The following is a 24,075-nucleotide window of genomic DNA, read 5'->3' on the forward strand; positions in this document are numbered from 1 at the left end:
GGAATCCCAATCGAAGAACACGATGTAGGGGCCCTGGTTGCACTGCACCACCGGCGGCGGAGGCGGCGGGGGCGGAGGCGGCGGCGGCGGGGGAGGCGGCGGCGGGGGCGGCGGGGGCGGCGGCGGAGCCACCGGCGCCGGCGCAGGAGCGCCACCGAAGTTGTAGATCAGGCTGATCAGCGCGGAGTGCGTGGCCAGCGAGAACTCGGTCGCGCGGCCCTGGCTGTCGGTTACGTTGAAGTTGTTGGTGTTGAAGTACTTGTACTTCAGGCCAACGTCGAAATTGCGGCTGGCCGGAACACGCAGCGCGGCGATCGCCTGCCATGCCCAGGTGTGATCTGCATCGTCGATGTAGCCGGGGCCGGGCGAGTAGATCGAGGTTTCGCCGCTCATCCAGGTGTGGCCGAAACCGCCACCCACCGACAGACCAATGCCTTCGTCACCGCCGAAGTCAACCAGCGCATTCGCCATCACCGAGGTGAGGCGCATTTCGCCGCCAGCCACCGAGGTGCCGGTAAAGAAGTTGCCGTTGCGCACAGCTTCGGCGGTGCGCGGAATGCCGATCACGGTCGAGGTCAGGAGCGTGGGATCCCATTCCTTGTACGAACCTTCCAGTTCGGCACGGATCGGGCCGAAGTCATAACCGAGAACGCCGGCAACTTCCCAACCGGTTTCGCCTTCGATCAGGACCGCATTCTGGGCAACACCAGCATTGGTGGTGACATCGAGTTCATACTCGTTCGGGAAAACAGCGCCGACATCGACACCGAAATACCCCTGACCATCCCTGGCCATTGCAGGTGCCGAAAGGGCAACGGCTGCAACGCCAAGGCCGAGCGCAAATTTCTTCATAGTTTATTCCCCTTTGAACCTTCGAACGCGGTCATAATTGCTCACGCGAATTGTGGCAACCGTAACCGGTTATCCAGCACATATGACGGCCGGTGGTTTCAACGATTTGAAGCCCTATGCGACAAGTCTATGCCGCAGTTGCGGTTCCCGGCAACGCCCCTTTTCGCCTAGTTTCAGGCCATAATGGAGCTTTTCACCTGCAATCGTTGCGCAAATGCAACATTTGCGCGATTTCATTGCTTGGCGCGGAAACTTTGCTGCATTGCAGCGGCGTTGGAATGCCAGGGAAGCCCTACAGCGCCAATTCGCCCGATTCTCCGGTGCGTATCCGCACCACTTCGGGCAGGTCGAGGACGAAGATCTTGCCATCGCCGATGGTGTCCGTCGCCGCTGCTGCGCGGATCGTTTCAACCACGCGCGGTGCCAGGTCGTCGCTGGTGGCGATCTCCAGCCGCACCTTGGGCAGCATGTTCACCGCATATTCGGCGCCGCGATAGATTTCGGTCTGGCCTTTCTGGCGGCCAAAGCCCTTGGCTTCGGATGCGGTCATGCCGGCGATCCCGATACCGGCCAGCGCCTCGCGAACAGCTTCCAGCTTGAAAGGCTTGATCACCGCAATCACCAGTTTCATCGCATATCCCCTTGGTCAGTGCCCCGGCAGCCGCGCCATCCCTCCGGCGTCTCCGCCGCGCCATAATCGACCTTGGCGCGGTGATGGCAACAAAAAAGGGCCGGAGCGGCTGGCTCCGGCCCAAAGTTTGTTCGTTCGCAGGAGGAACGAGTGGAGGCGGGACCGAGGGGAGAGGAGGAGGTTCGCGGTCCCGCCAAGCTTCAACTTCAGTTGTAGGCGCGCTCGCCGTGTTCGGAGATGTCGAGGCCGTTGACCTCTTCCTCTTCGGTGACACGCAGACCGATGGTCAGCTTCACGAGGTAGCCCGCGATCAGCGTGCCGATACCGGCCCACAAGATCGTGACGATCACGCTGAAAGTCTGGATCCAGAGCTGTGCACCCATCGCGGTCGAACCGTCGCCGGGGCCGCCGAGGAACGGCTGGTAGACCACCGCGGTGCCGATGGCGCCGACAATGCCGCCGATCCCGTGGATGCCGAAGGCGTCGAGCGAGTCGTCATAACCGAACTTCGCCTTCATCTTCGCCACGAAGAAGTAGCAGACGATCGAGGAGACGATGCCGAGCAGGATCGCGCCGAACGGGCCGGAATTGCCCGCAGCAGGCGTAACCGCAACGAGACCGGCGATGATGCCCGAGGCAAAGCCCAGTGCCGAACCCTTGTGGCCAGCCAGCCTTTCCACGACCATCCAGGTCAGCGCCGCAGCAGCGGTGGCAACGAAGGTATTGATCATCGCCAGGCCAGCCGAACCGTCAGCTTCGAGCGCCGAACCGGCGTTGAAGCCGAACCAGCCCACCCACAGCAGGCCGGCGCCGACCAGCGTCAGCGTCAGGCTGTGCGGGGGCATCGGCTCCTGCGGGTAACCGCGGCGCTTGCCCAGCAGATAGGCAAGGACGAGGCCCGAAATACCGGCATTGATGTGCACCACGGTGCCGCCAGCGAAGTCGAGCGCGCCGTCTTCGAACAGCAGGCCGCCGCCCGCCCACACCATGTGCGCGATCGGGAAATACACGATGGTCAACCAGATCGGCACGAACATCATCAGCGCGCTGAACTTCATGCGCTCAGCCGTCGCACCCAGAATCAGGGCGGCGGTGATCGCGGCGAAGGTCATCTGGAAGCTGATGAAGACATACTTGCTGATGACTTCATCGGTGAAGGTGGCCGCCGTGCTCGACGCATCGGTGCCCATCAGGAAATAGCTGCCGCCCGAAATGAACAGGCCCAGCGTGCCTTCGTAAGTGGTATCGCCAAAGGCGAGCGAATAGCCCCACATCACCCAGATCAGCATGGCAAGGCACGCCGTGGCGCCAACCTGCGTCATGGTGGAGAGCATGTTCTTGGAACGGGTGAGGCCGCCATAGAAGAGGGCAAGGCCCGGCAAGATCATGAGCAGCACCAAGAGGGTGGCAGTCATCATCCAGGCGTTGTTGCCGGGATTGGGCACGGCTTCGACCACTTCGGCCGCTTCCTGTGCATAGGCCGCTGTAGCGGTCAGCATGGATGCACCGAGCGTTGCGGCGCCATACATGAGTTTGCGGATCATTGTGTTACCCCTTTGTCCGAAAGCACTGGTCAAAGCGCGGTTTCGCCGGTTTCGCCGGTGCGGATCCGGGTCGTCGACATGAGGTCGAGGACGAAGATCTTGCCGTCGCCGATGCTTTCCGTGCTGGCGGTTGCCTGAATGGTTTCCACGACCTTGGGCATAAGCTCGTCGCTGACGGCGATTTCGAGCTTCACCTTGGGCAGCATATTCACCGAATATTCGGCCCCGCGGTAAATCTCGGTCTGGCCCTTCTGCCGACCGAAGCCCTTGACTTCGGACACAGTCATGCCCGCAACGCCCAGCGCGCCAAGCGCTTCACGCACTTCGTCGAGCTTGAATGGTTTGATGATGGCGATGATGAATTTCATCACTGACCCCTGTTGCTTTTACCGGAGACGGTCCCGGCCGGGGGAATGCAATGCAAAGCCCGTGCCAATTCCCCTCACGGGGAACGCAACGGGCTGTTAAGGATTATCACAGGGGAAAGTTCCGCCTCGGAAAGCCCGAATCTTGTGCAGTTGCACAAAAATTAGGCACGCATCTCGCAGTCGGCCAGCTCCAGCTCGGCACGCACGGGCAAGTGGTCCGATGCGGCCACGGCCAGCGCGCTGCGGTGCACTTCGCAACCCGCGCAGCGCCAGTGCGGCGAATGGACGATCCGGTCGAGCGGGGCGAGCGGGCGGCTGGCGGGGAAGGAGCGGCCGGGGGTAAGCACTTCCCACCCCTGCCCGAACGAACGCAGCGCCCCGCCGCGCGGCGACCATTCGTTGAGATCGCCCAGGATCACCGCCGGCGCATTCCCATGCGCCAGCACGCCGCACACCGTGGCAATCTGGCGGCGGCGCAGCAGGCCCGACAGGTCGAGATGCATCCCCACCACATCGAATTCGCAGCCTTCCTTCGACAGCCGTGCATGCACCGCCCCGCGTGGTTCGAGCGACGGGAGCGTGATGGGCGCGGCATCCACAATATCGATTCCCCGCTTCACCAGAATGGAATTGCCGTGCCACCCCATCCCGCCTGCGCGCATCGCCAGCGGCACGATCTGCCAATGCGTCTCGATCAGCATATCGCGCGGGATCACCGCCGCGCGCGGGCCGAACCGCTGATCCGCCTCTTGCAGCGCCACCACATCGGCATCGAGTTCGTGCAGCACGCGCACGATCCGGTCGGCATCGTGCCGCCCGTCAATCCCCACGCCCTTGTGGATGTTGTAGCTGGCAAAAGTCAGCTTCATCCCGCACATTTTCCATCAACCGGCATGGGACTACAGGTAGGTCTGCCCTGCCCTATTGTCACCTGCCGCCAATCATCGCTCCTTGGTGGCGGAAAAGGTGAGGTCGGGGTTCTTTTCGGCGGCGTAATTCACGTCCCACGGGCTTTTCGCCATGAACACCGGATCGCCATCACGGTCCTTCGCCAGATTGGGGCGGTTGAATTCGGCAAAGCTGCGCTGCGCCGCCTCGCCGCCCCTGATCCAACGCGCGGTGGAGAAAGGCGAAGGCTCCAGCACCGCCTCTACCTTGTATTCGGCCTCCAGCCGCGAAATCAGCACCTCCAATTGCAACTGGCCCACCACGCCCACGATCCACTGGCTGCCGATTTCGGGATAGAACACCTGGATCACCCCTTCTTCGGACAGGTCATCGAGCGCTTTTCGCAACTGCTTGGTTTTGGTGGGGTCCTTCAACTGCACGCGGCGCAGGATTTCGGGCGCGAAATTGGGCAGGCCGGTAAAGCGGACCTGATTCTTTTCGCTCAGCGTATCGCCCACGCGCAGCGTGCCGTGGTTGGGGATGCCGATAATGTCGCCGGCCTCGGCCGTGTCGGCCAGTTCACGATCCTGCGCAAAGAACAGGATGGGCGAATGCACCGCGATCGGCTTGCCAAGGCCACTCGGCACCAGCTTCATGCCGCGCCTGAACGTGCCCGATACCTGCCGCATGAAGGCGATGCGGTCGCGGTGGTTGGGGTCCATATTGGCCTGCACCTTGAAGATGAAGCCGGTCACCTCGTCGCGCTCCGGGCTTATCAGTTCCTCGCCCGCGGGCTGCGGGCGCGGCGGCGGGGCATAGGCAGCGATGGCGCCAATCAGTTCCTCGACGCCAAAGTTCTTGAGCGCCGATCCGAAATAGACCGGAGTCAGGTCGCCATGGCGGAAGGCTTCAAGGTCAAATTCGGGGTAGCCGCCGCGTGCCAGTTCGATCTCCTCGGCAAAGCGCGGCGGGATGGCGGCATCGGTTTCGCGGGTGCCCAGAAATTCGCGGCTTGGCCCTTCGGGACGGGTCACTGTCTCGGTGGCGAAATCGAGCAGACCTTCAAACTCGCCGCCCATGCCGATGGGCCACATTTGCGGACTGACATCGAGCGCCAGCATATCGGCCACTTCGTCAAGCAGCGCGAACGGATCGCGCCCTTCGCGGTCCACCTTGTTGACGAAGGTGATGATCGGCACGCTGCGCAACCGGCACACTTCGAACAGCTTGCGCGTCTGCGGCTCGATCCCCTTGGCTGCGTCGATCACCATGATGGCCGAATCGACCGCGGTCAGCGTGCGATAGGTATCTTCGCTGAAATCCTCGTGCCCCGGCGTGTCGAGCAGATTGAAGACGATCCCGTCCTTCTGGAAGGTCATCACGCTGGAGGTGACCGATATGCCGCGCTGCTGCTCGATCTTCATCCAGTCCGACCGCGCGCGCCGCGCCGCGCCGCGGGCCTTCACCTCGCCCGCCAGATGGATCGCGCCGCCCTGCAGCAGCAGCTTTTCGGTCAGCGTGGTTTTCCCTGCGTCCGGGTGCGAGATGATCGCGAAGGTGCGGCGGTTACTGGTCATGGATCAGCCGCGCAGCTCCGCGCCCAGCTTTGCCGCTGCCGCCACGACCTTGTCCGAAATGGCTTTCAGATCGGCATCCTTGAAGCTGGCCTCACCCGGTTGCAGCGTCACTTCGATCGCCAACGACTTCTTGCCTTCGGGCACGCCCGCACCCGCAAACAGGTCGAAAATGCGCGCATCGGCAATGCTCAGCTTGTCCGCCCCCTTCACGCTGCGCAGCAGATCGCCGGCGGGCAGATCGGCAGGCACCAGGAAGGCGAAGTCGCGCGTCACGGCCTGCAGCGCGGGCGGCGCGTAATGGGGCCGCGCAAAGCCTGTGCCGCCCTTCTTCGCCGGGATCGCATCGAGGAACAGCTCCACCGCCATCACCGGCCCATCCACATCGAACGCGGCGAGCGTTGCCGGGTGCAGCGCGCCAAAGCGGGCCAGCACAACCTTGGGCCCCAGCCGGAGCGTGGCGGACTGGCCGGGATGGAATTGCGGCCCCGGCCCAAGATCATCAGGGCCCATAACCTGCAGTTTTTCGACCGGCGCGCCCGCTTCGGCGAGCAGTGCCAGCGCTTCGGCCTTGGCATCGAAGGCGTCGAACTTCACCGCCTTGCCGTTCGCCCAGCCGCGGGGGGTCTTCTCGCCCGCCAGCACCACCGCCAGCGCCGCACGCTCGTCGCTCGCGCCATCGGGGCTGCGCAGATAACGGCGGCCAATCTCGAACAGGCGCGATCCGGCCGCGCCGCGATCCGCATTGCGCTTGGCCGCAGCCAGCAGGCCGGGGATGAGCGAGGGGCGCATCGCCTTCATGTCCTCGCTGATCGGGTTGTCGAGCACCCAGAGGGGTTGGTCATTGGCGGCAAAATGCTCCGCCTGCGCCACCGGCAGGAAAGACCATGTCACCGCCTCGTTCAGCCCGCGTGCGGCAGCGGCACGGCGCAGGCGGCGTTCGACCTGCTGCTGCGGCGTCGCGGTTGGCCGGGCCACGCCGTCGGCGCGCGGCAGGGCGACGCTCGCCACCTTGTCGAGACCGTGGATGCGAACGACTTCCTCCACGATATCGGGCGCACCGTCCACATCATGGCGCCGCAGCGGCACGGTCACTTGCCAGTCGTCCGAAACGGCAAAATCGAGCGCGGCAAGGATGCGGCGCTGCTCGCTTTCCTCCACCGCGACGCCGCCCAGCTTCTGCGTCAGCGCTGGGTCATAGGCGATCACCTTGGGCGTGAGAGGCGGCGAACCGGCGCGCACGACATGGCTTGCCTCGCCCCCGCAAGTGACAAGGATCAGATCGGTGAGAAGCGCCAGCCCCTCGTCCAAAAAGGCGGGATCGACCCCGCGCTCGAACCGCGTGCGCGCATCGCTGGCAAGGCCCAGCTTGCGCCCGGTTACGCCGATGCTTTCGGGGTTGAAATAGGCGATCTCAAGCAGGACATCGGTGGTGTCGTCCTGCACGCCCGAATGTTCGCCGCCCATGATCCCGGCGATGTCGTGCACGCCGGCATCATCCGCAATCACCGTCATGCTGGAATCGAGCGTATAGGTCTTGCCGTTGAGCGCCAGCACCTGTTCGCCATCCTTCGCACGACGGGCGACAACCGCACCCGACAGCTTGGCAAGGTCATAGACATGCGCCGGGCGGCCGCAGGCGAGCATCAGATAGTTGGTGCAGTCCACCAGCGCCGATATCGGTCGCAGGCCCGCCGCCTTCAGCCGCGCCTGCATCCAGTCGGGCGAGGGGCCGTTTGTGACGCCGCGGATTACGCGGCCGTAAAAGGCGGGGCACCCTTCGGGATCGTCGGTGCGGATGTCCACCGGGCAGGGGAAGCCGCCCACGATAGCAGGCACCGTCACTGGCCTGAACCTGCCCATACCGGCGGCCGCCAGATCGCGGGCAATACCCATTACGCCCATGCAATCGGGCCGGTTGGGCGTGATCGCCACGTCGAAGATGGGCGATGTGCCGTGATAGTCCGCAAAGGGCGTGCCGACCGGCGCATCGTCGGGCAATTCGATGATGCCTGCGTGATCCTCGCCCAGCTCCAGCTCGCGCGCCGAGCACATCATGCCGTTCGATTCCTGCCCGCGAATGGCGCTTTTCTTGAGCACCATGCCGTTGGCCGGCACCACTGCGCCGGCGGTGCCCAGCACGCCCTTCATGCCTGCCCGCGCATTGGGTGCCCCGCACACGACTTGCAGCGGATTGCCATCCCCCGCATCCACGGTCAGCACGCGCAGCTTGTCGGCATCGGGGTGCGGCTTTGCGGTGAGCACATGGGCCACGCGGAAACCGGCGAGCTTCTCGGCCGGATCCTCGATCCCTTCCACTTCCATGCCAATGGCGTTGAGCGTAGCCGAAATCTCCGCCACGCTCGCCTCGGTGTCGAGGTAGTATTTCAGCCATTCGAGCGAGAATTTCATGCCCGCGCTCCTACACCGCTGGAAAGGGTAGGCTGATCGAACGGCGAGAAGCCGTAATGCGCCAGCCAGCGCGCATCGCCGTCGAAGAAGGCGCGCAGATCGTCCATCCCGTATTTCAGCATCGCCAGACGATCGACCCCCAGGCCAAAGGCAAAGCCCTGCCATTCATCGGGATCAAGGCCCGACATCTCGATCACCCGGCGGTTGACCATGCCGCTGCCGAGCAATTCCATCCAGCCGTGCCCCGGCGCATCCCCGCTGCCGCCCAGCACGCGGCGCGAACGGCCATCGGCAGTCTTTTCGATGGCAAAGCCCACATCGACTTCGACCGAGGGTTCGGTGAAGGGGAAATAGCTGGGACGCAGGCGCAGCACGATATCCTCGCGCTCGAAAAAGGCCTTGAGGAAGGTTTCCAGCGTCCACTTCAGATGGCCCAGATGAATATCGCGGTCGATCACCAGCCCTTCGATCTGGTGGAACATCGGCGTGTGCGTGGCGTCGCTGTCGCTGCGATAGACGCGCCCCGGCGCGATGACGCGCAACGGTGCACCTTCCGCCAGCATGGTGCGAACCTGCACGGGGCTGGTGTGCGTGCGCAGCAGCATCTTGCCGCCTTTCGGGGCCTGATCCGGGAAATAGAACGTATCGTGCATCGCCCGCGCCGGGTGGCTTTCGGGCATGTTGAGTGCGGTGAAATTGTACCAGTCGTCCTCGATTTCCGGCCCGGTCGCCACGGCAAAGCCCAGATCGGCGAAGATTTCGGCCAGCTCGTCCATCACCTGGCTGACCGGGTGCACGCTGCCGCGCGGGGCATCGGGCGCAGGCAGGGTCAGATCGACGCGCTCGGTCGCCAGCCGCTCGGCCAGTTCGGCCGCGTCGAACGCCTGCTTGCGGGCAGCCAGCGCCTCGGCCACGGCTTCGCGCAAGCCCTGAATCGCCGGACCCTTGGCCTGCCGCTCCTCCGGGCTCATCGCGCCCAGCGTTTTCAGCAGGGCGGACACGCTGCCCTGCTTGCCCAACAGGCCGACGCGCAAGGCTTCCAGCGCGGCGGGCTCGTGCGCAGCAGCGATTGCGGCCAGCGCTTCGCTCTTCATGGTTTCAATGTCAGACATGGGTTTTGATCAGTCAAAAGGTGTGCAGCAATTGGAAACAGGCGCGCCTGTTAGCCGCCCCGCGCGCTGCACCCAAGCCCTAAATGCCCGGACTTACCCCGCCGCGGCCGCGCCATCGGCATAGCGCAGCACAGTGGGCATGTCGGTCTGCGCCAAGACTCCTTGATCCACCATGCGGCGCGCCATGATCCGGTCGAGCACGGGATGCGGCCTTTCGGCATATTCGGTGGGGGTCATGCCCATGAAGCTGCGGAAATCGCGCACGAAATGCGCGTGGTCGAAATATTGCTCGTCCAGCACACTGCTCCAGCTTCGCGCGCTGCGATCCGTTGACGACGATACCATATAGCGCGCCAGGCTACGCAAGAAGCGTTGGCGGCGCAGCAGCATCTTGGGCGGAAACCCGAAATAGCGCGCGCAGAACCGTTCCAGCGAGCGGCGATTCATGTCCAGCTTGCGCCCCAGTCCCTCGACATCGGCAACCGCCGGATCGCGCAGCACCTCGTGGCAGCGCTCCACCAGCGGATCGGGCGCGGCAAAGTGCTGATCCAGATCCAGAAGATAGGTGTTGATCTGGCGGGCGATAGCATCGGCCTTCAGCCGCTCTTGCCGCACGATGTCCAGAATGGGGGCGAAAGGGGCCAGTGCCTCGACCTGGTGGCCGTCGACAATCTGGTCCGCCAGCGCCCGCGCGGGCATGGCGACATAACGCGCCCAGCCCGCCGGTTGCAGACCCAGCCCCCACAGGCGCGAACGCCACAGGGTAAAGCCGATGGCGCGGCTGGTCGGGCCGCTCACCACAAAGGGAAAGGTGGGACCGGCCGGAGCGGGGATGACAGCGCCATCGGGTGGCCTGCCTTCCTGCGTAAAGCGCATCGTCGCCCATTCGGGATGCAGCCAGTCATCCACCCGCATACCTTCCGGACAATCGATTTCGAAGGAGTAGAGAGCCGTGAAAAAAGGCTGCAACGCACCCGACAGCGCATAGAACCTTACCTGGATATCAAACGGCTCCATCATGCGCGCAACCCAGCCCTGTTTGTGCCGAACATCTGGTGCCGGGCCGGATTCGGCTCCACCCAATGCGACACATCATTACGTGCCACTTCCCGGATGGTTCCCATCAAGACCAGTTTTTTTCAAGCCGCCTGTTACAATCGCGCAAGGAATTGTGACAAGCGCCGTTAGGGTGCGGCGGCTGTCTTGCCGCACAGGACTGTCGCTGTTTCACACCGCCTTCGCCGACTGGGTCGTTTCAGATCGGGTGGAAGGGATAGCGACATGAAGACAAGAACTGGATTGGCCTGTGCAACTGCGCTGGCGCTCGCCTGCGGGACATCCCCCGCCTTTGCCAACGACAATGCCGTGCAACTTGTCCGCTGCGAACAGAGCCTTGGCACGGTCGCATTTGTCGACGGCGCGAATGCCGGGTGGAGCCAGTGGAACCTGGGCAGCCCGCGCGCGCTGCTGATGCGCCTTGCCACCGAATCGGGATGTTTCACCCCGCACAGCGGCGGCAACGAGCCCGCGCGCTTTTTGATGACCGCGATTGCGGGCACGCAGGAAGAGGTGGATCAGGGCGTGGAATTGGCGCGCGGCGCGGCCACCGAAGCGCTGGTGCGGAGCGGCGCGGCGTCATCTGTCCTGCGCAGCGTGCCCTTTGGCGGCGCGGCGCTGGGAATGCTGGGTGGGCTGGGCGGCCGGCGCACCACAGTGGCGGCCGGTCTGACCGTGGTCAGCCCCGCCAATGGCCAGCCGCTCGCCACGGGCAGCGGATCGGTCACCCGATCATCGCTGACATTCCGGGGCAATAACGGATCCTGGGCGCGCGATGTGGCCGGCACGACCGGCTATGCCAACAGCAGCGAAGGCCAGCGCCTGACCGAAGCCTTCATCCTCGCCTTTAACCAGATCGTCGGGCAGAACGCCGCGCTGGCCGCCGCTCCGCAACCGGGGGCAGCCGCAGCAGCCCCCGCCGCAGCGCCGGGCGCAACCACTGCGGTTGCCACGGTGATGCGCGCCGGCCCTGCGGAAAGTGCCGCCGAAGTGCGCGACCTGCGTGCGGGCACCGCTCTCAAACTCACCGGCAACCGTGAGGGCCTGTGGATCGAGGCAGAGGACAATTTCGGCACCAGGGGGTGGGTATCGGTCGAAGACCTGCAATAGCCACCCTTCTTACGGACAGCCTTCTGAACCGGCGCTGCGCCTCTCGGCAAACGACCCTTGCCCCTGCAGCGTCCGGAACAGACGAAGGGCGCGGATGGCCCAAACCATCCGCGCCCTTCATTTTTTGTCTTCCGGTCAGTCGACCGCAACAGGCCGGCAGATTACGCGGGGAGCGCGCCCTTGGCTTGGCGGATAATCGCGGTGAAGGCATCGGCCTGGTTCATCGCCAGATCGGCCATCACCTTGCGGTCGAGTTCGATCCCCGCCAGCTTGGCGCCGTGCATGAACTGCGAATAGGTCAGGCCTTCCATCCGGACAGCGGCATTGATGCGCTGGATCCACAGGGCGCGGAAATTCCGCTTCTTCACCTTGCGGTCGCGATAGGCATACTGGCCGGCCTTTTCGACCGCCTGCCGCGCAACGCGGATGGTGTTCTTGCGGCGACCGCGATAGCCCTTGGCCTGGTCCAGAATCCGCTTGTGCTTGGCGCGGGTGGTCACGCCCCTCTTGATACGGCTCATCCGTCAGTGCTCCTTAATTAAGGCCGTAGGGCGCCCAAAGCTTGATCGTCTTCGCATCTGCGTCAGAGATCACCTTGGTGCCGCGCTGCTGGCGGATGTATTTGGCGTTGTGGCTGATCAGGCGGTGGCGCTTGCCGGCCACACCGTGCTTGACCTTGCCATTGGCGGTGATCTTGAAGCGCTTCTTCACACCGCTCTTGGTCTTCAGCTTGGGCATTTTCGTCTCCTTTGTCAGGGACACGTCCGACCAGCCCTGGCAGCCCTTTTGGCCAGACCGGCGGGGAATCACGTGTCAGTGAAGGAGGGGCCGATAGGCGCAGGACGCGCAAAAGGCAAGCCGGATCGGATCAGTGCGCGTGATCGTCGTGCGCGTCCTCGCCGCTCATCACCGCCAGCACATCCTCCAGCCGCGCCGGATCGCCCAGCGCCAGCACATGGCCTTCGGACGCATCGTGCAGCGGCTCGCCATTCCAGTCGCACATCAGGCCGCCTGCGCCTTCCACCACGGGCACCAGCGCGGCGTAATCGTGCAGCTTCAGTCCCGCCTCGCACACAATGTCGATATGGCCGCTGGCAAGGCAGGCGTAATTGTAGCAATCGCCGCCCATCACCATGCGCTTGTGATCGGTCTTGGCGGCGAGCGCCATGAAGACCTCGCCTTCGGCTTGACTGAAATATTGCGGGCCGGTGGTGGCGATGGTGGCGCGGGCCAGATCGCGGCAGGTGCGCGCAGAAACGGGCTGGCCGTTCAGCGTGGTGCCCTGCCCCATGACGCCCAGCCAGCGCTCCTTCAGCACCGGCTGGTCGATCAGTCCCAGCACCGGAAAGCCATCGACCAGCAGCGCGATCAGCGTGCCGAAAGTCGCGCGCCCGGCGAGAAAGGCGGTGGTGCCGTCAATCGGGTCGAGCACCCATTGCCGGCCCGAACGGCCCTTCTCCTCGCCGAACTCCTCGCCAAAAACGCCGTCCTGCGGCAGTTCGGCCTTGAGGATGCGGCGCATCGCTTCCTCGGCATTGCGGTCTGCCAGCGTGACCGGGGTGGCGTCTTCCTTGGCCTCGGTCGAGACGGGGGTGCGGAACAGCGGCAGGATCTCCGCCCGCGCGGCATCGGCCAGACGGTGCGCCAGTGCGATTTCGGCGGAAAGGTTCATGGAAGAGGCATCCTTTCCGCAGCCGGAACGCTGACGGGATCACCCGCATCGTGCACGCGGATCACGATGGCGCGAATCCCGTCCGCCCCGGCGCGCGGCGTGTGCACGGTGCGGCGCGGGATGACGAAGCTTTCGCCCGGCCCCAACTCGCGCGGCTCCATCCCGTCAATATCGAGCACTGCGCTGCCGCCCAGCACGTAGAGATATTCCTCCCATTCGTGCCAATGCGCCTCGCCCATGGCATTGGGCGGCAGATGGAGATCGGCCACGATCACCTCGTGCCCCGGCGCGGCCTGCGCCTCTTCGCGGAACACCGGGTTCGAACCGAAAGGCGGCTGATGAATCGCGGGCTGGGCGTGGGCAGGCGCCGCAGAGGCGGCGAGCAACACAAGGGGAGCCAGCGCGCGCATCGGATCAGTCGAACAGGCTCGACACGCTGCTTTCGTCCGCAATGCGGCGCACCGCCTCGCCCACCAGCGGGGCGATGGTGAGCACGCGGATCTTGGTCGAATTCTTGGTGGCATCGGTCGGCAGGATGGTGTCGGTAATCACCAGTTCCTTCATGCAGGAGCCCTCGATCCGCGCCACCGCGCCGCCTGACAGCACGCCGTGCGTGATGTAGGCCGCCACGCTTTTCGCGCCCGCTTCCAGCAGCGCTTCGGCCGCGTTGCACAGCGTGCCACCCGAATCGATGATGTCGTCGATCAGGATGCAGTTGCGCCCCTTCACCTCGCCGATGATGTTCATCACTTCGCTTTCGCCGGGGCGTTCGCGGCGCTTGTCGACAATGGCGAGCGGCGCGTTATCGAGCCTTTTCGCCAGCGCGCGCGCGCGCACCACGCCGCCCACATCGGGGGAAACGACCATCAGATCGTTCTCGCCATAACGGGCCTGAATATCCGCCGCCATTACCGGGGCGGCATAGAGGTTGTCGGTCGGGATATCGAAGAAGCCCTGGATCTGGCCGGCGTGCAGATCCACCGCCAGCACGCGGTTGGCGCCCGCCTGTGTGATGAGATTCGCCACCAGCTTGGCCGAAATGGGCGTGCGCGGCCCCGGTTTGCGGTCCTGCCGGCCATATCCGAAATAGGGCACCACCGCGGTGATCCGCTTGGCCGAGGCGCGCTTGAGCGCGTCGATGCAGATCAGCAGTTCCATGAGGTTGTCGTTTGCCGGATAGCTGGTGGATTGCACCACGAACACATCTTCGCCGCGCACATTCTCGTGAATCTCGACGAAGATTTCCTCATCCGCGAAGCGGCGCACGCTGGCATCGGTCAGCGGCACTTCGAGATAGCCGGCAATGGCGCGGGCAAGCGGTAGATTGGCGTTGCCGGACATGATCTTCATGGGCGTTCAAGACCTGTAATGACGCGCAGGGGCAGGGATTCGATGCCCTGCCTCTAGCCCAGCGTCACATTATTGCAAACCATGGGCGCGCGGCGATGTGGGGGAAAGCACCCGATCAATCCTCCCGTTCGGCGCAATGCTCGCCCCGGATCCAGCGGATCGTGCCGGTGGAAGCGCGCATCACCACGCTGTGGGTGGACAGCGCCTGCCGCCCGTCCTTGCGGCGCACATGGCGCACCCCGTCGAGCAGGCTGCCATCGGTCACGCCGGTGGCGGCAAAGATGCAATCGCCGCGCGCCAGATCCTCCAGCCGGTAGATGCGATCGAAATCGGTGATGCCGCATTCATGCGCACGGCGGCGTTCGGCTTCGTTACGGAACATCAGCCGCCCTTCGAACTGCCCGCCCAGGCAGCGAAGCGCCGCCGCCGCCAGCACGCCTTCGGGAGCGCCGCCGGAACCCATATAGAGGTCAATCCCGCCATCGGGATCTGCCGTGGCAATCACCCCGGCAATATCGCCATCGCCCAGCAATTGAATGCCGCAGCCCAGCTCGCGCAATTTGCCGATCAGATCGGCGTGGCGCGGCCGGTCGAGCACGCTGACCATCAGCCGGTCAGGCGCCACGCCCTTGGCTGCTGCCACCGCCGCGACATTTTCCTCTGGCGTCTTGGCAAGGCTGACGATCCCGTCGGGAAAGCCGGGGCCGACCGCGATCTTTTCCATATAGACATCGGGCGCATTGAGCAGGCAGCCCTTGCCCGCAATCGCCAGCACGGCCAGCGCATTGGCCCCGGCCTTGGCGGTGATGGTGGTGCCTTCCAGCGGATCGACCGCAATGTCGATTTCCGGCCCGGCGCGCCCATCGCTCGCCTGCGCCGCGCCCAGCTTCTCGCCGATATACAGCATGGGCGCATGGTCGCGCTCGCCTTCACCGATCACCACCGTGCCATCGACCGGCACAAAATCGAATGCGGCGCGCATGGCCCTGACCGCTGCGTCATCGGCCGCGGTCTCGTCCCCCCGGCCGACCTGCCGCGCCGCCGCCATCGCCGCCGCTTCGGTGACGCGCACCATTTCCAGCGCCAGCACCCGGTCGAGCGGGGATGTCGTCGCGGCACTTGTGGCGGTATCGTTCACGGGCAATTCACTTGGGCAAAGGGAGGTTGCCGGCGGGATTAGGACGGGGTGGCAGCGATGTCGAGATCATTGGCGCGTTACACCCTGCTTGGGGCGCTTGCGGCACCTCTGGCCGCGCCCTTGGCCGCGCAGGAGGCCGCACCCGCCATCACCGCAGAGGAAGCGCTGGAAAACGCCCGCTCTGTCTGGAGCACAAGGCCGGAGCCCGAAGCGGACCCTTGCGCGCAGGCCGAAGCCAATCCCGATGTAATCGTGGTCTGCCGCCGCTGGGAAAGCGGGGAACGCTACACTTTCGAGCGCCCTGTCGAGGCCGATAGCGGGGTCACCGGCAGCGGTGCGCCGCGCCCGCCCGAATTCGACAATTCCTGCCTGCGCACGCGGGGCCGTGAAAACTGCATCATGCTGGGCCGTGTGCCGCCACCTGCGGTAATGGTGGATTTCAGCGCTTTCCCCGAAACGCCCGCCGGATCGGATGCGGCGCGCTATGGCGGGCCGACCGATGCGGATGCGGCGGGCGATTAACCCAGCAACGGCATTACCAGCGGCGGTTCGGCCAGGCTGGGCGAACCTTCAAGCAGGCGCATCGCGGCCGCTACCGCGCTTTCCGGCCCTTCATGGCTGACGATCGCCACCAGCACCGGATCGAGTCCGGCGTCGGAGGGCGAGCCGTGCTGGATCATGCTTTCGATCGACACGCCCGCATCGCGCATCGCGGCCGTAATCTCGGCCAGCACGCCGGGCCGGTCGGCCACGGTGAAGCGCATATAGTGGCGGCCCAGCCGGTTGCCGGGATCAGCGGCAGGCGCCTTTTCCAGCAAGGCCACGGGCAGCGAGAAGGGCGCAACCGCATTGCCGCGCGCAATGTCGATGAGGTCAGCCACCACCGCGCTCGCCGTGGGGCCATCGCCCGCGCCGCGCCCCTGGAACAGCAGGCGGCCGACGAAATTGCCCTCGGCCACCACCGCATTGGTTGGCCCATCCACGGCAGCGAGCGGGTGATCCTTGGCCACCAGCACCGGCTGGACGCGCTGGAACAGGCGGCGTTCGCCGTCCACCGTCTGCACCTCGGCCTGCCCGACAAGGCGAATCACATGGCCCAGCGCATCGGCCTGCGCGATATCGGCTGCGCGGATGCGGCTGATGCCGGAAATGTCCACCGCGCCGAAATCCACCGCCGTGCCAAATGCCAGCGCCGCCAGAATCGCCAGCTTGTGCGCGGCGTCCACGCCTTCGACGTCGAAAGTGGGATCGGCCTCGGCATAGCCCAGGTCCTGCGCAGCCTTGAGCACGCCGCCGAAATCGGCGCCGGTCGATTCCATCTGCGTCAGGATGTAATTGCAGGTGCCGTTGAGGATACCGTACAGGCGCTCGATCCGGTTGGCAGCCGCGCCCTCGCCCAGCCCCTTGATCACCGGGATGCCGCCCGCAACCGCCGCCTCGAATTTCAGGGCAAGGCCGTGCGCTTCTGCCAGAGTGGCCAGTTCCATGCCATGATGCGCGATCATCGCCTTGTTCGCGGTGACCAGCGCCTTGCCGCCGCCCAGCGCCTGCCGCGCCAGAGTGAGAGCGGGGCCATCCGATCCGCCGACCAGTTCCACCACAACATCGACATCAGGCCGCATGGCCAGCGCGGTCATGTCGTCTTCCCAGGCATAGGGAGCAAGGTCGATGCCGCGATCCTTGCTGCGGTTGCGCGCGCTTACCGCCACCACTTCGATGGCCCGGCCCGCGCGTGCGGCGATCAGGCTGCCATTGGCATCGAGCAGGCGAATGACGCCCGCCCCCACGGTGCCAAGTCCGGCAAGAGCGATTCGCAAGGGTTGGGTCATGTTCGGAGTTTCCGCAAGCTGAGTGGAAGAGGGCCAGGCCGCGCCCGATAATGCGGACCGGTGCGCTTGGCTAGGCCCCGTCGCGTCTACTCCGCGCTGCGCGCGCAGGGGCCGACCCGGTCGCGCACGAGGGCGTAATCGGCGCGGGCGCGGGCGCGCGAATCGGGATCGCGCTGCAAGAAGGCGTCGGCGGGCAATTCTGGCGGAAGGAAGCAGGCCAGCGCATACCACTGCAGCGTTTCCGCGCGTGGCGGGCGCGCCGACTGGTCGACAATTTCGGTCCACGACACGCCCCATTCGGGCGCCATCCCCGGTCGCCGCACGATCGACAGCGAGACAGGGGCACCGCTGCGCGTTTCAAGAAAGATCTGCGTTTCCGATTCGCCCGCCAGATTGCCGGGCACACTCATCACCTCTTTCACACCGGTGATGACGGGTGGCCGTTCGCCCTGCACCAGCTGTGTCATGACCTCGCGCACGCGCGTTTCCAGCAGCGGATCGGCCGGCTGGATCGCCTGCGGCCCGACCAGCTGGATCTGCCCCGGACGGTTGGGCACGCGGCGGGCGAAGACAATCACGGTCTCGCGCTTCAGATTGGGGCGGCGGCCGCGTTCGTTCAGCGGCAGATCGACCAGAAAGCTGTGCCGCGCGCCTACCGGCCCCGGCCCCGCGATGAGCGCCTGCGTATCGGCTTCCAGCAGCAGGCGGGCCATGCCCGGCGCCAGCCCCGGCGCATTGGCGGGGCGGATATTGCTTTGCTTGCGCACCTCGACGCGCATCACCAGTTCGGCCGCCTGCCCCAATTCGACCAGATCGACATAGGTGAGATCTGCAGCAGGCAAGGGGCCGCTGCGAAACGGGGATGCAAGCTGCGACGATGGCGCCTGTGCCTGCAACTGGGCGGGCAGCGCAGCGAACCCGCACGCCGCCATCCCCGCCAGCGCCAAGAGCAGATTCGCACTGCGAGAGATTCGCATTTTCGTTCTATCCTTATGCCGAAACCACGGCATTTTGCCGCAATTCAGACCGCTCTGGTGCCCCATATAGGACGCAATCGGGTGGTTTTGCGACAAAAACTGTCCTTAAACCATCCGTTAACGGCTGAATCCTTGCTGAACTCCGCCCCCATGCCATGAAAGCGATTGCCCATGGGGTAAGGTGCCGTTAAGACCCGGGCCGAATGGATGGCGCACCCATAACAGAACAGGGGCGCATCCTGGGCGGGGTGGGCAAATTGCGTATGTCCTCTCGTTCCTTACCGCTCTTGAAGCGTGGCGCGCTCTGAAAGCTTCAGGCTGCACGTATGGGAGTGGTGAAATTTCGCTGCGGCAGGCGAACCCACAGGTGGGTTGTGGAATGCTGCTCTGGCCGGGCCTGGACCTGGCGAATGGATATGGAGTGATGGGACTGGATGGCTTACGCTGACCAAGAAATGAGCGGTAGTCGACTTGTATCGATTATCATCGTTGCCCTCATCCACATTGCAGTTGGTTACCTGCTTATCAGCGGCCTCGCCATTTCGGCGGTGAAGGAAGTTGTCGAGCGCGTGACCACAGTGGATGTGAACGAACCGGAACCGGAAGTGGAGGAACCCCCGCCACCGCCGCCGGATGATACCGCCCCGCCGCCGCCCGTGGCGCCGGCACCGCCGATTAGCATTGCACCGGCACCGCCGCCGATCCGCACGCAGGAGAATATTCCTCCGCCTGCGCCGCCGGCCGTGATCGTGCCGCCGCCGGCACCGCCTGCGCCGCCTGCTGCTCCGCCGCCGCCGCCGCCGCCTTCGCGGGCTCGTCCTGCACAGCCGGACGGACAAAGCCGCTGGGCGCGCCGCATTCAGGACAATTACCCGGCGCGCGCCGTGCGTCAGGAAATTCAGGGCAATGTCGGCGTATCCGTCGTCGTCGGCCCGGATGGCCGCGTGACGCAGTGCACGGTTTCCAATTCCAGCGGTTCGGACATTCTGGACTCGGCAGCTTGCGAAGGGATGCAGCGTTACGCACGCTACACTCCGGCGCTGGATGATGCGGGCAACCCCACAACCGGCCGGCACTCGATCACGATCGTGTACCAGCTCGGCAACTGATTTTCCGGTTCAGATTCATCTCATACAGAGAGGACTTTTCGCATGTTTATTGAACTTCTCGCCGCCGCTGCCGACGCAGCCCCGCAGAACCAGTTCGGCTTCATGGAAGCCATGGAACAGGGCGGCCCCGTCGCCTGGACGATTCTGGGCGTGCTGGTTATCCAGTCGGTCGGTTCGTTCTACATCCTGTTCACCAAGTATTTTGAACAGAACAAGGTGATCAAGCAGTACACCTCCAGCCGCGCCGCCTTCTGGCGCGCCGGTTCGCTGAGCGAAGGTGCCACCAAGCTGGAAAAGAACAGCGCCTGGCGTCAGCTGGTGGACGATGCCCTCGCCGCCGAAGCCGAGCACAAGAACATGACCGACAGCCTCGAAGCGCACGATTGGCTGCACGGCACGCTGGCGCGTTCCGAAGCTGCGATCAACGCCAAGCTGGCAAGCGGCCTGCCCTTCCTCGCCACCACCGGTGCGACCGCGCCGTTCGTGGGTCTGCTCGGCACCGTGATCGGGATCTACCGCGCACTGATCAACATCGGTATTGCCGGTTCGGCCTCGATCGACAAGGTTGCCGGCCCGGTGGGTGAAGCGCTCATCATGACCGCCATCGGTCTGCTGGTGGCCGTGCCTGCGGTGTTCGCCTACAACTACCTGCAGAGCCGCAACAAGAAGATCGCCGCGATGCTGTCTGGCTTCTCGACCGAACTGCTGGCCAACCTCGCCTCGAACGGCGTTGTAAAGCCGCATCTTCCGGCCGCGGCGGCCAAGCCTGCCGCTCCGGCCAAGCCGGCGCCGAAGGCCTGATCCTCTCCTGCAAAACGACGGCGGGTGCCAGGCGGCACCCGCCACCTTGCAGAATTTTTTGAGATAGGACGAGAAACATGGCCATATCGATGGGTGGAGACGGCGCCGACACGCCAATGTCCGACATCAACACCACGCCGCTGGTGGACGTGATGCTGGTGCTGCTGATCATCTTTCTGATCGCCGTGCCGGTTGCCATCCAGACGGTGGAAGAACTGCGTGTGCCGATCCTCGTTTCGCGGGAATCGGACAACAAGGTCGAAAACCTGCTGATCACGGTGACCACCACCGATGATGCGGGCCGGACGCCCAGCACGATCAACACCGCCTATACCGGTGCCTCGCGCAACGGTGATTGCCGCGTGTTTTTCAACAACACCACGCTCGTCGATTCGAGCGAGCTGTACGAGCAGGCATTCCAGCGTCTGGACGCCATCGTGCAGCGTGCGGGCGGCCCGGAAGCCATCATGGCGCAGCCGGAACTGATCCCGCAGGTGCATATCCGCGGCGACGTCAACGCGCCGTGGCGCTGTGTTGCGGGCACGATCTTCAACGTGCAGGCGGCGGGCTATCCCACCGTCGGCTTCATTTCCAACCCGGTCGATCCGAACGGCTGATAGGCCGCTCGCCCATTCGATCAGGATATTAGGAGAAAACCCATGGCAATGTCAGGCGGCCGGGACGATGGCGAGCCGATGATGGAGATGAACACGACGCCGCTGATCGACGTCATGCTCGTGCTCCTCATCATGTTCATCATCACCATTCCCGTGGCGACCCACGCCATCAATATCGATCTGCCGGCTCCCAGCCCGCCCACCAACGTTCCGCCGCCGGATCCGATCATCAACAAGGTGGTGCTGACGCCGGACAACCAGATCCTGTGGAACGGCAACGCAATCTCGATTGCCGAACTGCGCTTCCAGTTGCAGCAAACGCTGAACTTCCCGGTTGAACCCGAACTTCAGTTCGAGCCGGAAGCACAGGCCAGCTACGAATTGTCGGCGCAAGTGCTCAACGTGATCAAGAACGAAGGCATCACCAAGTTCGGCTTCGTCGGCAACGAACGCTACCGCAGCTTCGGCAAGGAATAAGCCGGAGCGCTTCGGCGGACAGAATTGAGGGGGCCGGAGCGATCCGGCCCCCTTTTTCGTGCCCCGCCTCTCGCGGGGGTGCCGCGCTGGCAAGGGGGATCAATCGACCCGCATGGCCGCATCCGCCAGGCTCTCGGCTTCCAGCAACAGCTCGTCATCGCCCGCACCCTGCGGCACCGCCTCGCGCCCGATCATCACCATCACCGGCACCGCCAGCGGGCTGACGCGATCGAGCGTGACGTGTTCCAGTCGCGCCGCTGCGCCTTGCAGCACATCGGCCAGCCGCGCCATATCGGTCAGCCGCGTGCGCGCATCGGCCCAGGCCGCCTCGATCAGCACATGGCCCGGCTCGTATTTGCGCAGCACATCGTAAATCAGATCGGTGCTGAAAGTGACCTGCCGCCCGCTCTTGCGCTGGCCCGGTTGCTGGCGCTCGACCAGTCCGCCGATCACCGCCACCTCGCGAAAGGCACGGCGCAGCAGATAGCTGTTCTCCACCCAGCTTTCGAATTCCGCCGCCAAAATAGCAGGCGACAGCAGCGGCGCAGGATCGGTCACCGCGCGCCGCCCCCATACCGCCAGGCAATAATCGTTGGCGACGAAACCTCCGGGCATCAGCCCCGCATCCTCCATCCGCTTGGTAATCAGCATCCCCAGCGACTGGTTCGCGTTCCAGCCGGCAAAGGTGTAATAGACCGCATATTCGCGGCCTCCGTGGGGGAAGCTTTCCACCAGCAGATTGTCCGGCCCCGGCAGGCGGCTGCGCCAGTCCTGCACTTCCAGCCATTCGCGCACCTCTTCGGGCAGACGCGCCCAGCCTGCCCGATCGACCAGCAGGCCGCGCACACGCTCGGCCAGATGCGTGGTCAGCGGCAGGCGCAAACCACCATAGGACGGGATCACCGCGGCCTTTGCACTGGCGCGCACGATCAGATCCATGTCCTTCAGTTGCTCGACTTCCAGATTGAGACCCGAAAAGCGGAACGTGTCGCCCGGCGCGAGCGCAGCGGCAAAGCGTTCCTCCACCCGGCCCAGCGAGCGCCCATTGCGGAAACGGACATTGAGCATTTCGGAATCGACGATGATGCCAGCATTGAGCCGGTGCCGCGCCGCCATTTCGGGATGCGTCAGCCGCCATGTGCCGTCACGGTCGCGCACAATGCGCCGGAACCGGTCATAGGCCTTCAGCGCATAACCGCCTGTCGCCACGAAGTTCAGCACCCGGCTCCACACTACCTCGTCGACCCACGCATAGGGCAGGCAGGATCGCACTTCGGCCAGCAGGCCTGCCTCGTCAAACGGCGCGGCGCAGGCGCAGACCATCACGTGCTGCGCCAGCACATCGAGCGCGCCGGGCCGGAAATCCTCCCCGTCGCGCCGGCCTTCATCCACCGCATCCTTGGCCGCCTGGGCTTCCAGAAACTCGAACCGGTTGCCCGGCACCAGCAGCGCGCGGCTGGGCTGGTCAAGCCGGTGATTGGCGCGGCCAATGCGTTGCAACAGGCGGCTGGAGCCCTTGGGCGCCCCCATTTGCACCACCAGATCGACATCGCCCCAATCCACCCCCAGATCGAGGCTGGCGGTGCACACCAGCGCGCGCAGTTCGCCCCGCGCCATCGCGCCTTCCACCTTGCGTCGCCCTTCGACCGACAGCGATCCGTGATGAATGCCGATAGGCAGCTTGTCCTCGTTCGCGTCCCACAATTGTTCGAAGATATATTCGGCCAGAAAGCGGGTATTGGTGAAGATCAGCGTGGTGCGGTTGGCGCGGATTTGTTCGTAAAGCTGCGGAATGGCCCAGGTCCCCGCATGGCCGCCCCAGGGCACGCGCGTATCCGCGGGCAGGACGATATCCACCTGCGCCGGTGCGCCCGGCTCGCCTTCCACCAGCGTCACCGTGTCGATTTCACCAAAGGGGGCGAGCCATGCGCGAAACCCCGCTGGATCGGCCAGTGTGGCCGACAGACCCACGCGCCGCACATCCGGCGCAATGGCCTGCAACCGTGCCAGCGCCAACGCCAGAAGATCGCCGCGCTTTTGCGTGGCAAAGGCGTGGATCTCGTCCACCACAATCCGCTTGAGGCCCGCGAACAGCTTGAAGCTTTCCGGATAGGACAGCAGCAGCGACAGGCTTTCGGGCGTGGTCAGCAGGATGTGCGGCGGCTTTTCGCGCTGGCGCTTCTTGCGGTCGGACGGGGTATCGCCGCTGCGCGCCTCCACCCGCAAAGGCAGGCCCATTTCGGCAATGGGGGTGAGCAGATTGCGCTGCACATCATGCGCCAAGGCTTTCAACGGCGAGACATACAGCGTGTGCAAGCCTTCGGGCGGCGGATCATCGCCCAGCACCGAGGGGCAGAAGGCCGCCAGAGTGGGCAGGAACCCGGCAAGCGTCTTGCCCGCGCCGGTATCGGCCACCAGCAGCGCGTGCCGTCCTGCCCCGGCCACCGCCAGCATATCGGCCTGGTGACGGCGCAAGCGCCAGCCTTTGGCGGCAAACCACTGCGCGATTTCGGGCGGGAGAGGCGGCGGCGATGCCATGGGCCAAGAGATAGGGCGCA

General features: G+C 64.9%; 24 protein-coding genes. 6 read left to right on the forward strand and 18 right to left on the reverse strand.

Annotated features, from left to right (window positions below; genetic code table 11):
- The 9 genes from WFP39_RS13470 to WFP39_RS13510 form a co-directional block, all read right to left on the reverse strand.
- Window positions 1-852: outer membrane protein (locus tag WFP39_RS13470; RefSeq protein WP_336920307.1), on the reverse strand; the 852-nt coding region annotated here is incomplete at its 3' end.
- Between the two features lie 292 nt (window positions 853-1,144).
- Window positions 1,145-1,483 (reverse strand): P-II family nitrogen regulator, encoded by a 339-nt coding sequence (locus tag WFP39_RS13475; RefSeq protein ID WP_336920308.1) that lies wholly within the window; start codon window positions 1,481-1,483, stop codon window positions 1,145-1,147.
- A gap of 206 nt (window positions 1,484-1,689) precedes the next feature.
- Complete coding sequence (locus WFP39_RS13480; RefSeq protein WP_336920309.1) at window positions 1,690-3,027, reverse strand: ammonium transporter; 1,338 nt, start codon at window positions 3,025-3,027, stop codon at window positions 1,690-1,692.
- A gap of 29 nt (window positions 3,028-3,056) precedes the next feature.
- Window positions 3,057-3,395: a P-II family nitrogen regulator gene (locus WFP39_RS13485; RefSeq protein ID WP_249699641.1), complete on the reverse strand. Its 339-nt coding sequence runs from the start codon at window positions 3,393-3,395 to the stop codon at window positions 3,057-3,059.
- Window positions 3,396-3,556: 161 nt separating this feature from the next.
- The gene (locus WFP39_RS13490) at window positions 3,557-4,264 is read right to left on the reverse strand and encodes an endonuclease/exonuclease/phosphatase family protein (protein ID WP_336920311.1); all 708 of its coding nucleotides are present in this window, start codon (window positions 4,262-4,264) and stop codon (window positions 3,557-3,559) included.
- 72 nt (window positions 4,265-4,336) lie between these two features.
- A complete protein-coding gene (locus tag WFP39_RS13495) occupies window positions 4,337-5,860 on the reverse strand; it encodes a peptide chain release factor 3 (protein ID WP_336920312.1) in 1,524 nt (507 codons plus the stop codon).
- 3 nt (window positions 5,861-5,863) lie between these two features.
- Window positions 5,864-8,269 (reverse strand): phenylalanine--tRNA ligase subunit beta, encoded by a 2,406-nt coding sequence (gene pheT / locus WFP39_RS13500; protein ID WP_336920314.1) that lies wholly within the window; start codon window positions 8,267-8,269, stop codon window positions 5,864-5,866.
- On the reverse strand, window positions 8,266-9,381 hold the full coding sequence (gene pheS / locus WFP39_RS13505; RefSeq protein WP_336920315.1) for a phenylalanine--tRNA ligase subunit alpha: 1,116 nt from the start codon (window positions 9,379-9,381) through the stop codon (window positions 8,266-8,268). Before pheS ends, pheT begins: the two co-directional genes overlap by 4 nt.
- Window positions 9,382-9,474: 93 nt before the next feature.
- On the reverse strand, window positions 9,475-10,401 hold the full coding sequence (locus WFP39_RS13510; protein WP_336920317.1) for an AraC family transcriptional regulator: 927 nt from the start codon (window positions 10,399-10,401) through the stop codon (window positions 9,475-9,477).
- Between the two features lie 261 nt (window positions 10,402-10,662).
- Here WFP39_RS13510 and WFP39_RS13515 point away from each other — a divergent pair, with 261 nt between their 5' ends.
- On the forward strand, window positions 10,663-11,547 hold the full coding sequence (locus WFP39_RS13515; RefSeq protein WP_336920318.1) for an SH3 domain-containing protein: 885 nt from the start codon (window positions 10,663-10,665) through the stop codon (window positions 11,545-11,547).
- Window positions 11,548-11,708: 161 nt separating this feature from the next.
- On the opposite strand, the gene rplT is transcribed toward WFP39_RS13515, so the two are convergent.
- From rplT to glpX, 6 genes are all read right to left on the reverse strand, one after another.
- Entirely contained in the window at window positions 11,709-12,068 is a 360-nt protein-coding gene (rplT, locus tag WFP39_RS13520; protein ID WP_336920319.1) for a 50S ribosomal protein L20, read from the reverse strand.
- A gap of 13 nt (window positions 12,069-12,081) precedes the next feature.
- Entirely contained in the window at window positions 12,082-12,285 is a 204-nt protein-coding gene (gene rpmI, locus WFP39_RS13525) for a 50S ribosomal protein L35 (protein WP_336920320.1), read from the reverse strand.
- Window positions 12,286-12,415: 130 nt separating this feature from the next.
- Window positions 12,416-13,219, reverse strand: coding sequence for an inositol monophosphatase family protein (locus WFP39_RS13530; RefSeq protein ID WP_336920321.1), 804 nt, complete (start codon window positions 13,217-13,219; stop codon window positions 12,416-12,418).
- Entirely contained in the window at window positions 13,216-13,605 is a 390-nt protein-coding gene (locus WFP39_RS13535; RefSeq protein WP_336920323.1) for a cupin domain-containing protein, read from the reverse strand. The genes WFP39_RS13530 and WFP39_RS13535 overlap by 4 nt, the downstream gene beginning before the upstream one ends.
- 28 nt (window positions 13,606-13,633) lie before the next feature.
- Window positions 13,634-14,569: a ribose-phosphate pyrophosphokinase gene (locus tag WFP39_RS13540; protein ID WP_336920324.1), complete on the reverse strand. Its 936-nt coding sequence runs from the start codon at window positions 14,567-14,569 to the stop codon at window positions 13,634-13,636.
- A gap of 115 nt (window positions 14,570-14,684) precedes the next feature.
- Window positions 14,685-15,713, reverse strand: a complete 1,029-nt coding sequence (glpX, locus tag WFP39_RS13545) for a class II fructose-bisphosphatase (protein WP_377923209.1) — start codon at window positions 15,711-15,713, stop codon at window positions 14,685-14,687.
- Between the two features lie 51 nt (window positions 15,714-15,764).
- Here glpX and WFP39_RS13550 point away from each other — a divergent pair, with 51 nt between their 5' ends.
- A complete protein-coding gene (locus WFP39_RS13550) occupies window positions 15,765-16,229 on the forward strand; it encodes a hypothetical protein (protein WP_336920327.1) in 465 nt (154 codons plus the stop codon).
- Here WFP39_RS13550 and WFP39_RS13555 read toward each other — a convergent pair.
- Together WFP39_RS13555 and WFP39_RS13560 are read right to left on the reverse strand one after the other, a co-directional pair.
- Window positions 16,226-17,536 carry a homoserine dehydrogenase gene (locus WFP39_RS13555; protein WP_336920329.1) on the reverse strand — a complete coding sequence of 437 codons (1,311 nt, stop codon included), beginning with the start codon at window positions 17,534-17,536 and terminating at the stop codon, window positions 16,226-16,228. The two genes, WFP39_RS13550 and WFP39_RS13555, sit on opposite strands and share 4 nt — an antisense overlap.
- A gap of 86 nt (window positions 17,537-17,622) precedes the next feature.
- Window positions 17,623-18,513 carry a hypothetical protein gene (locus WFP39_RS13560; protein WP_336920330.1) on the reverse strand — a complete coding sequence of 297 codons (891 nt, stop codon included), beginning with the start codon at window positions 18,511-18,513 and terminating at the stop codon, window positions 17,623-17,625.
- 434 nt (window positions 18,514-18,947) lie between these two features.
- Between WFP39_RS13560 and WFP39_RS13565 the strand changes: the two genes are divergently transcribed.
- The 4 genes from WFP39_RS13565 to WFP39_RS13580 all read left to right on the forward strand — a co-directional run bounded on the left by WFP39_RS13565 (window position 18,948) and on the right by WFP39_RS13580 (window position 21,517).
- A complete protein-coding gene (locus WFP39_RS13565; protein WP_336920331.1) occupies window positions 18,948-19,622 on the forward strand; it encodes an energy transducer TonB in 675 nt (224 codons plus the stop codon).
- Between the two features lie 42 nt (window positions 19,623-19,664).
- A complete protein-coding gene (locus tag WFP39_RS13570) occupies window positions 19,665-20,423 on the forward strand; it encodes a MotA/TolQ/ExbB proton channel family protein (RefSeq protein ID WP_336920332.1) in 759 nt (252 codons plus the stop codon).
- Between the two features lie 77 nt (window positions 20,424-20,500).
- A complete protein-coding gene (locus WFP39_RS13575; protein ID WP_336920334.1) occupies window positions 20,501-21,040 on the forward strand; it encodes an ExbD/TolR family protein in 540 nt (179 codons plus the stop codon).
- A gap of 42 nt (window positions 21,041-21,082) precedes the next feature.
- Window positions 21,083-21,517 (forward strand): ExbD/TolR family protein, encoded by a 435-nt coding sequence (locus WFP39_RS13580; RefSeq protein ID WP_336920336.1) that lies wholly within the window; start codon window positions 21,083-21,085, stop codon window positions 21,515-21,517.
- A 99-nt stretch (window positions 21,518-21,616) separates the two neighbouring features.
- On the opposite strand, the gene WFP39_RS13585 is transcribed toward WFP39_RS13580, so the two are convergent.
- On the reverse strand, window positions 21,617-24,055 hold the full coding sequence (locus WFP39_RS13585) for a ligase-associated DNA damage response DEXH box helicase (protein ID WP_336920337.1): 2,439 nt from the start codon (window positions 24,053-24,055) through the stop codon (window positions 21,617-21,619).
- Window positions 24,056-24,075: the final 20 nt, after the last annotated feature.

The organism is Alteraurantiacibacter lauratis (assembly GCF_037154155.1).
GTDB classification, from domain to species: domain Bacteria; phylum Pseudomonadota; class Alphaproteobacteria; order Sphingomonadales; family Sphingomonadaceae; genus Alteraurantiacibacter; species Alteraurantiacibacter lauratis.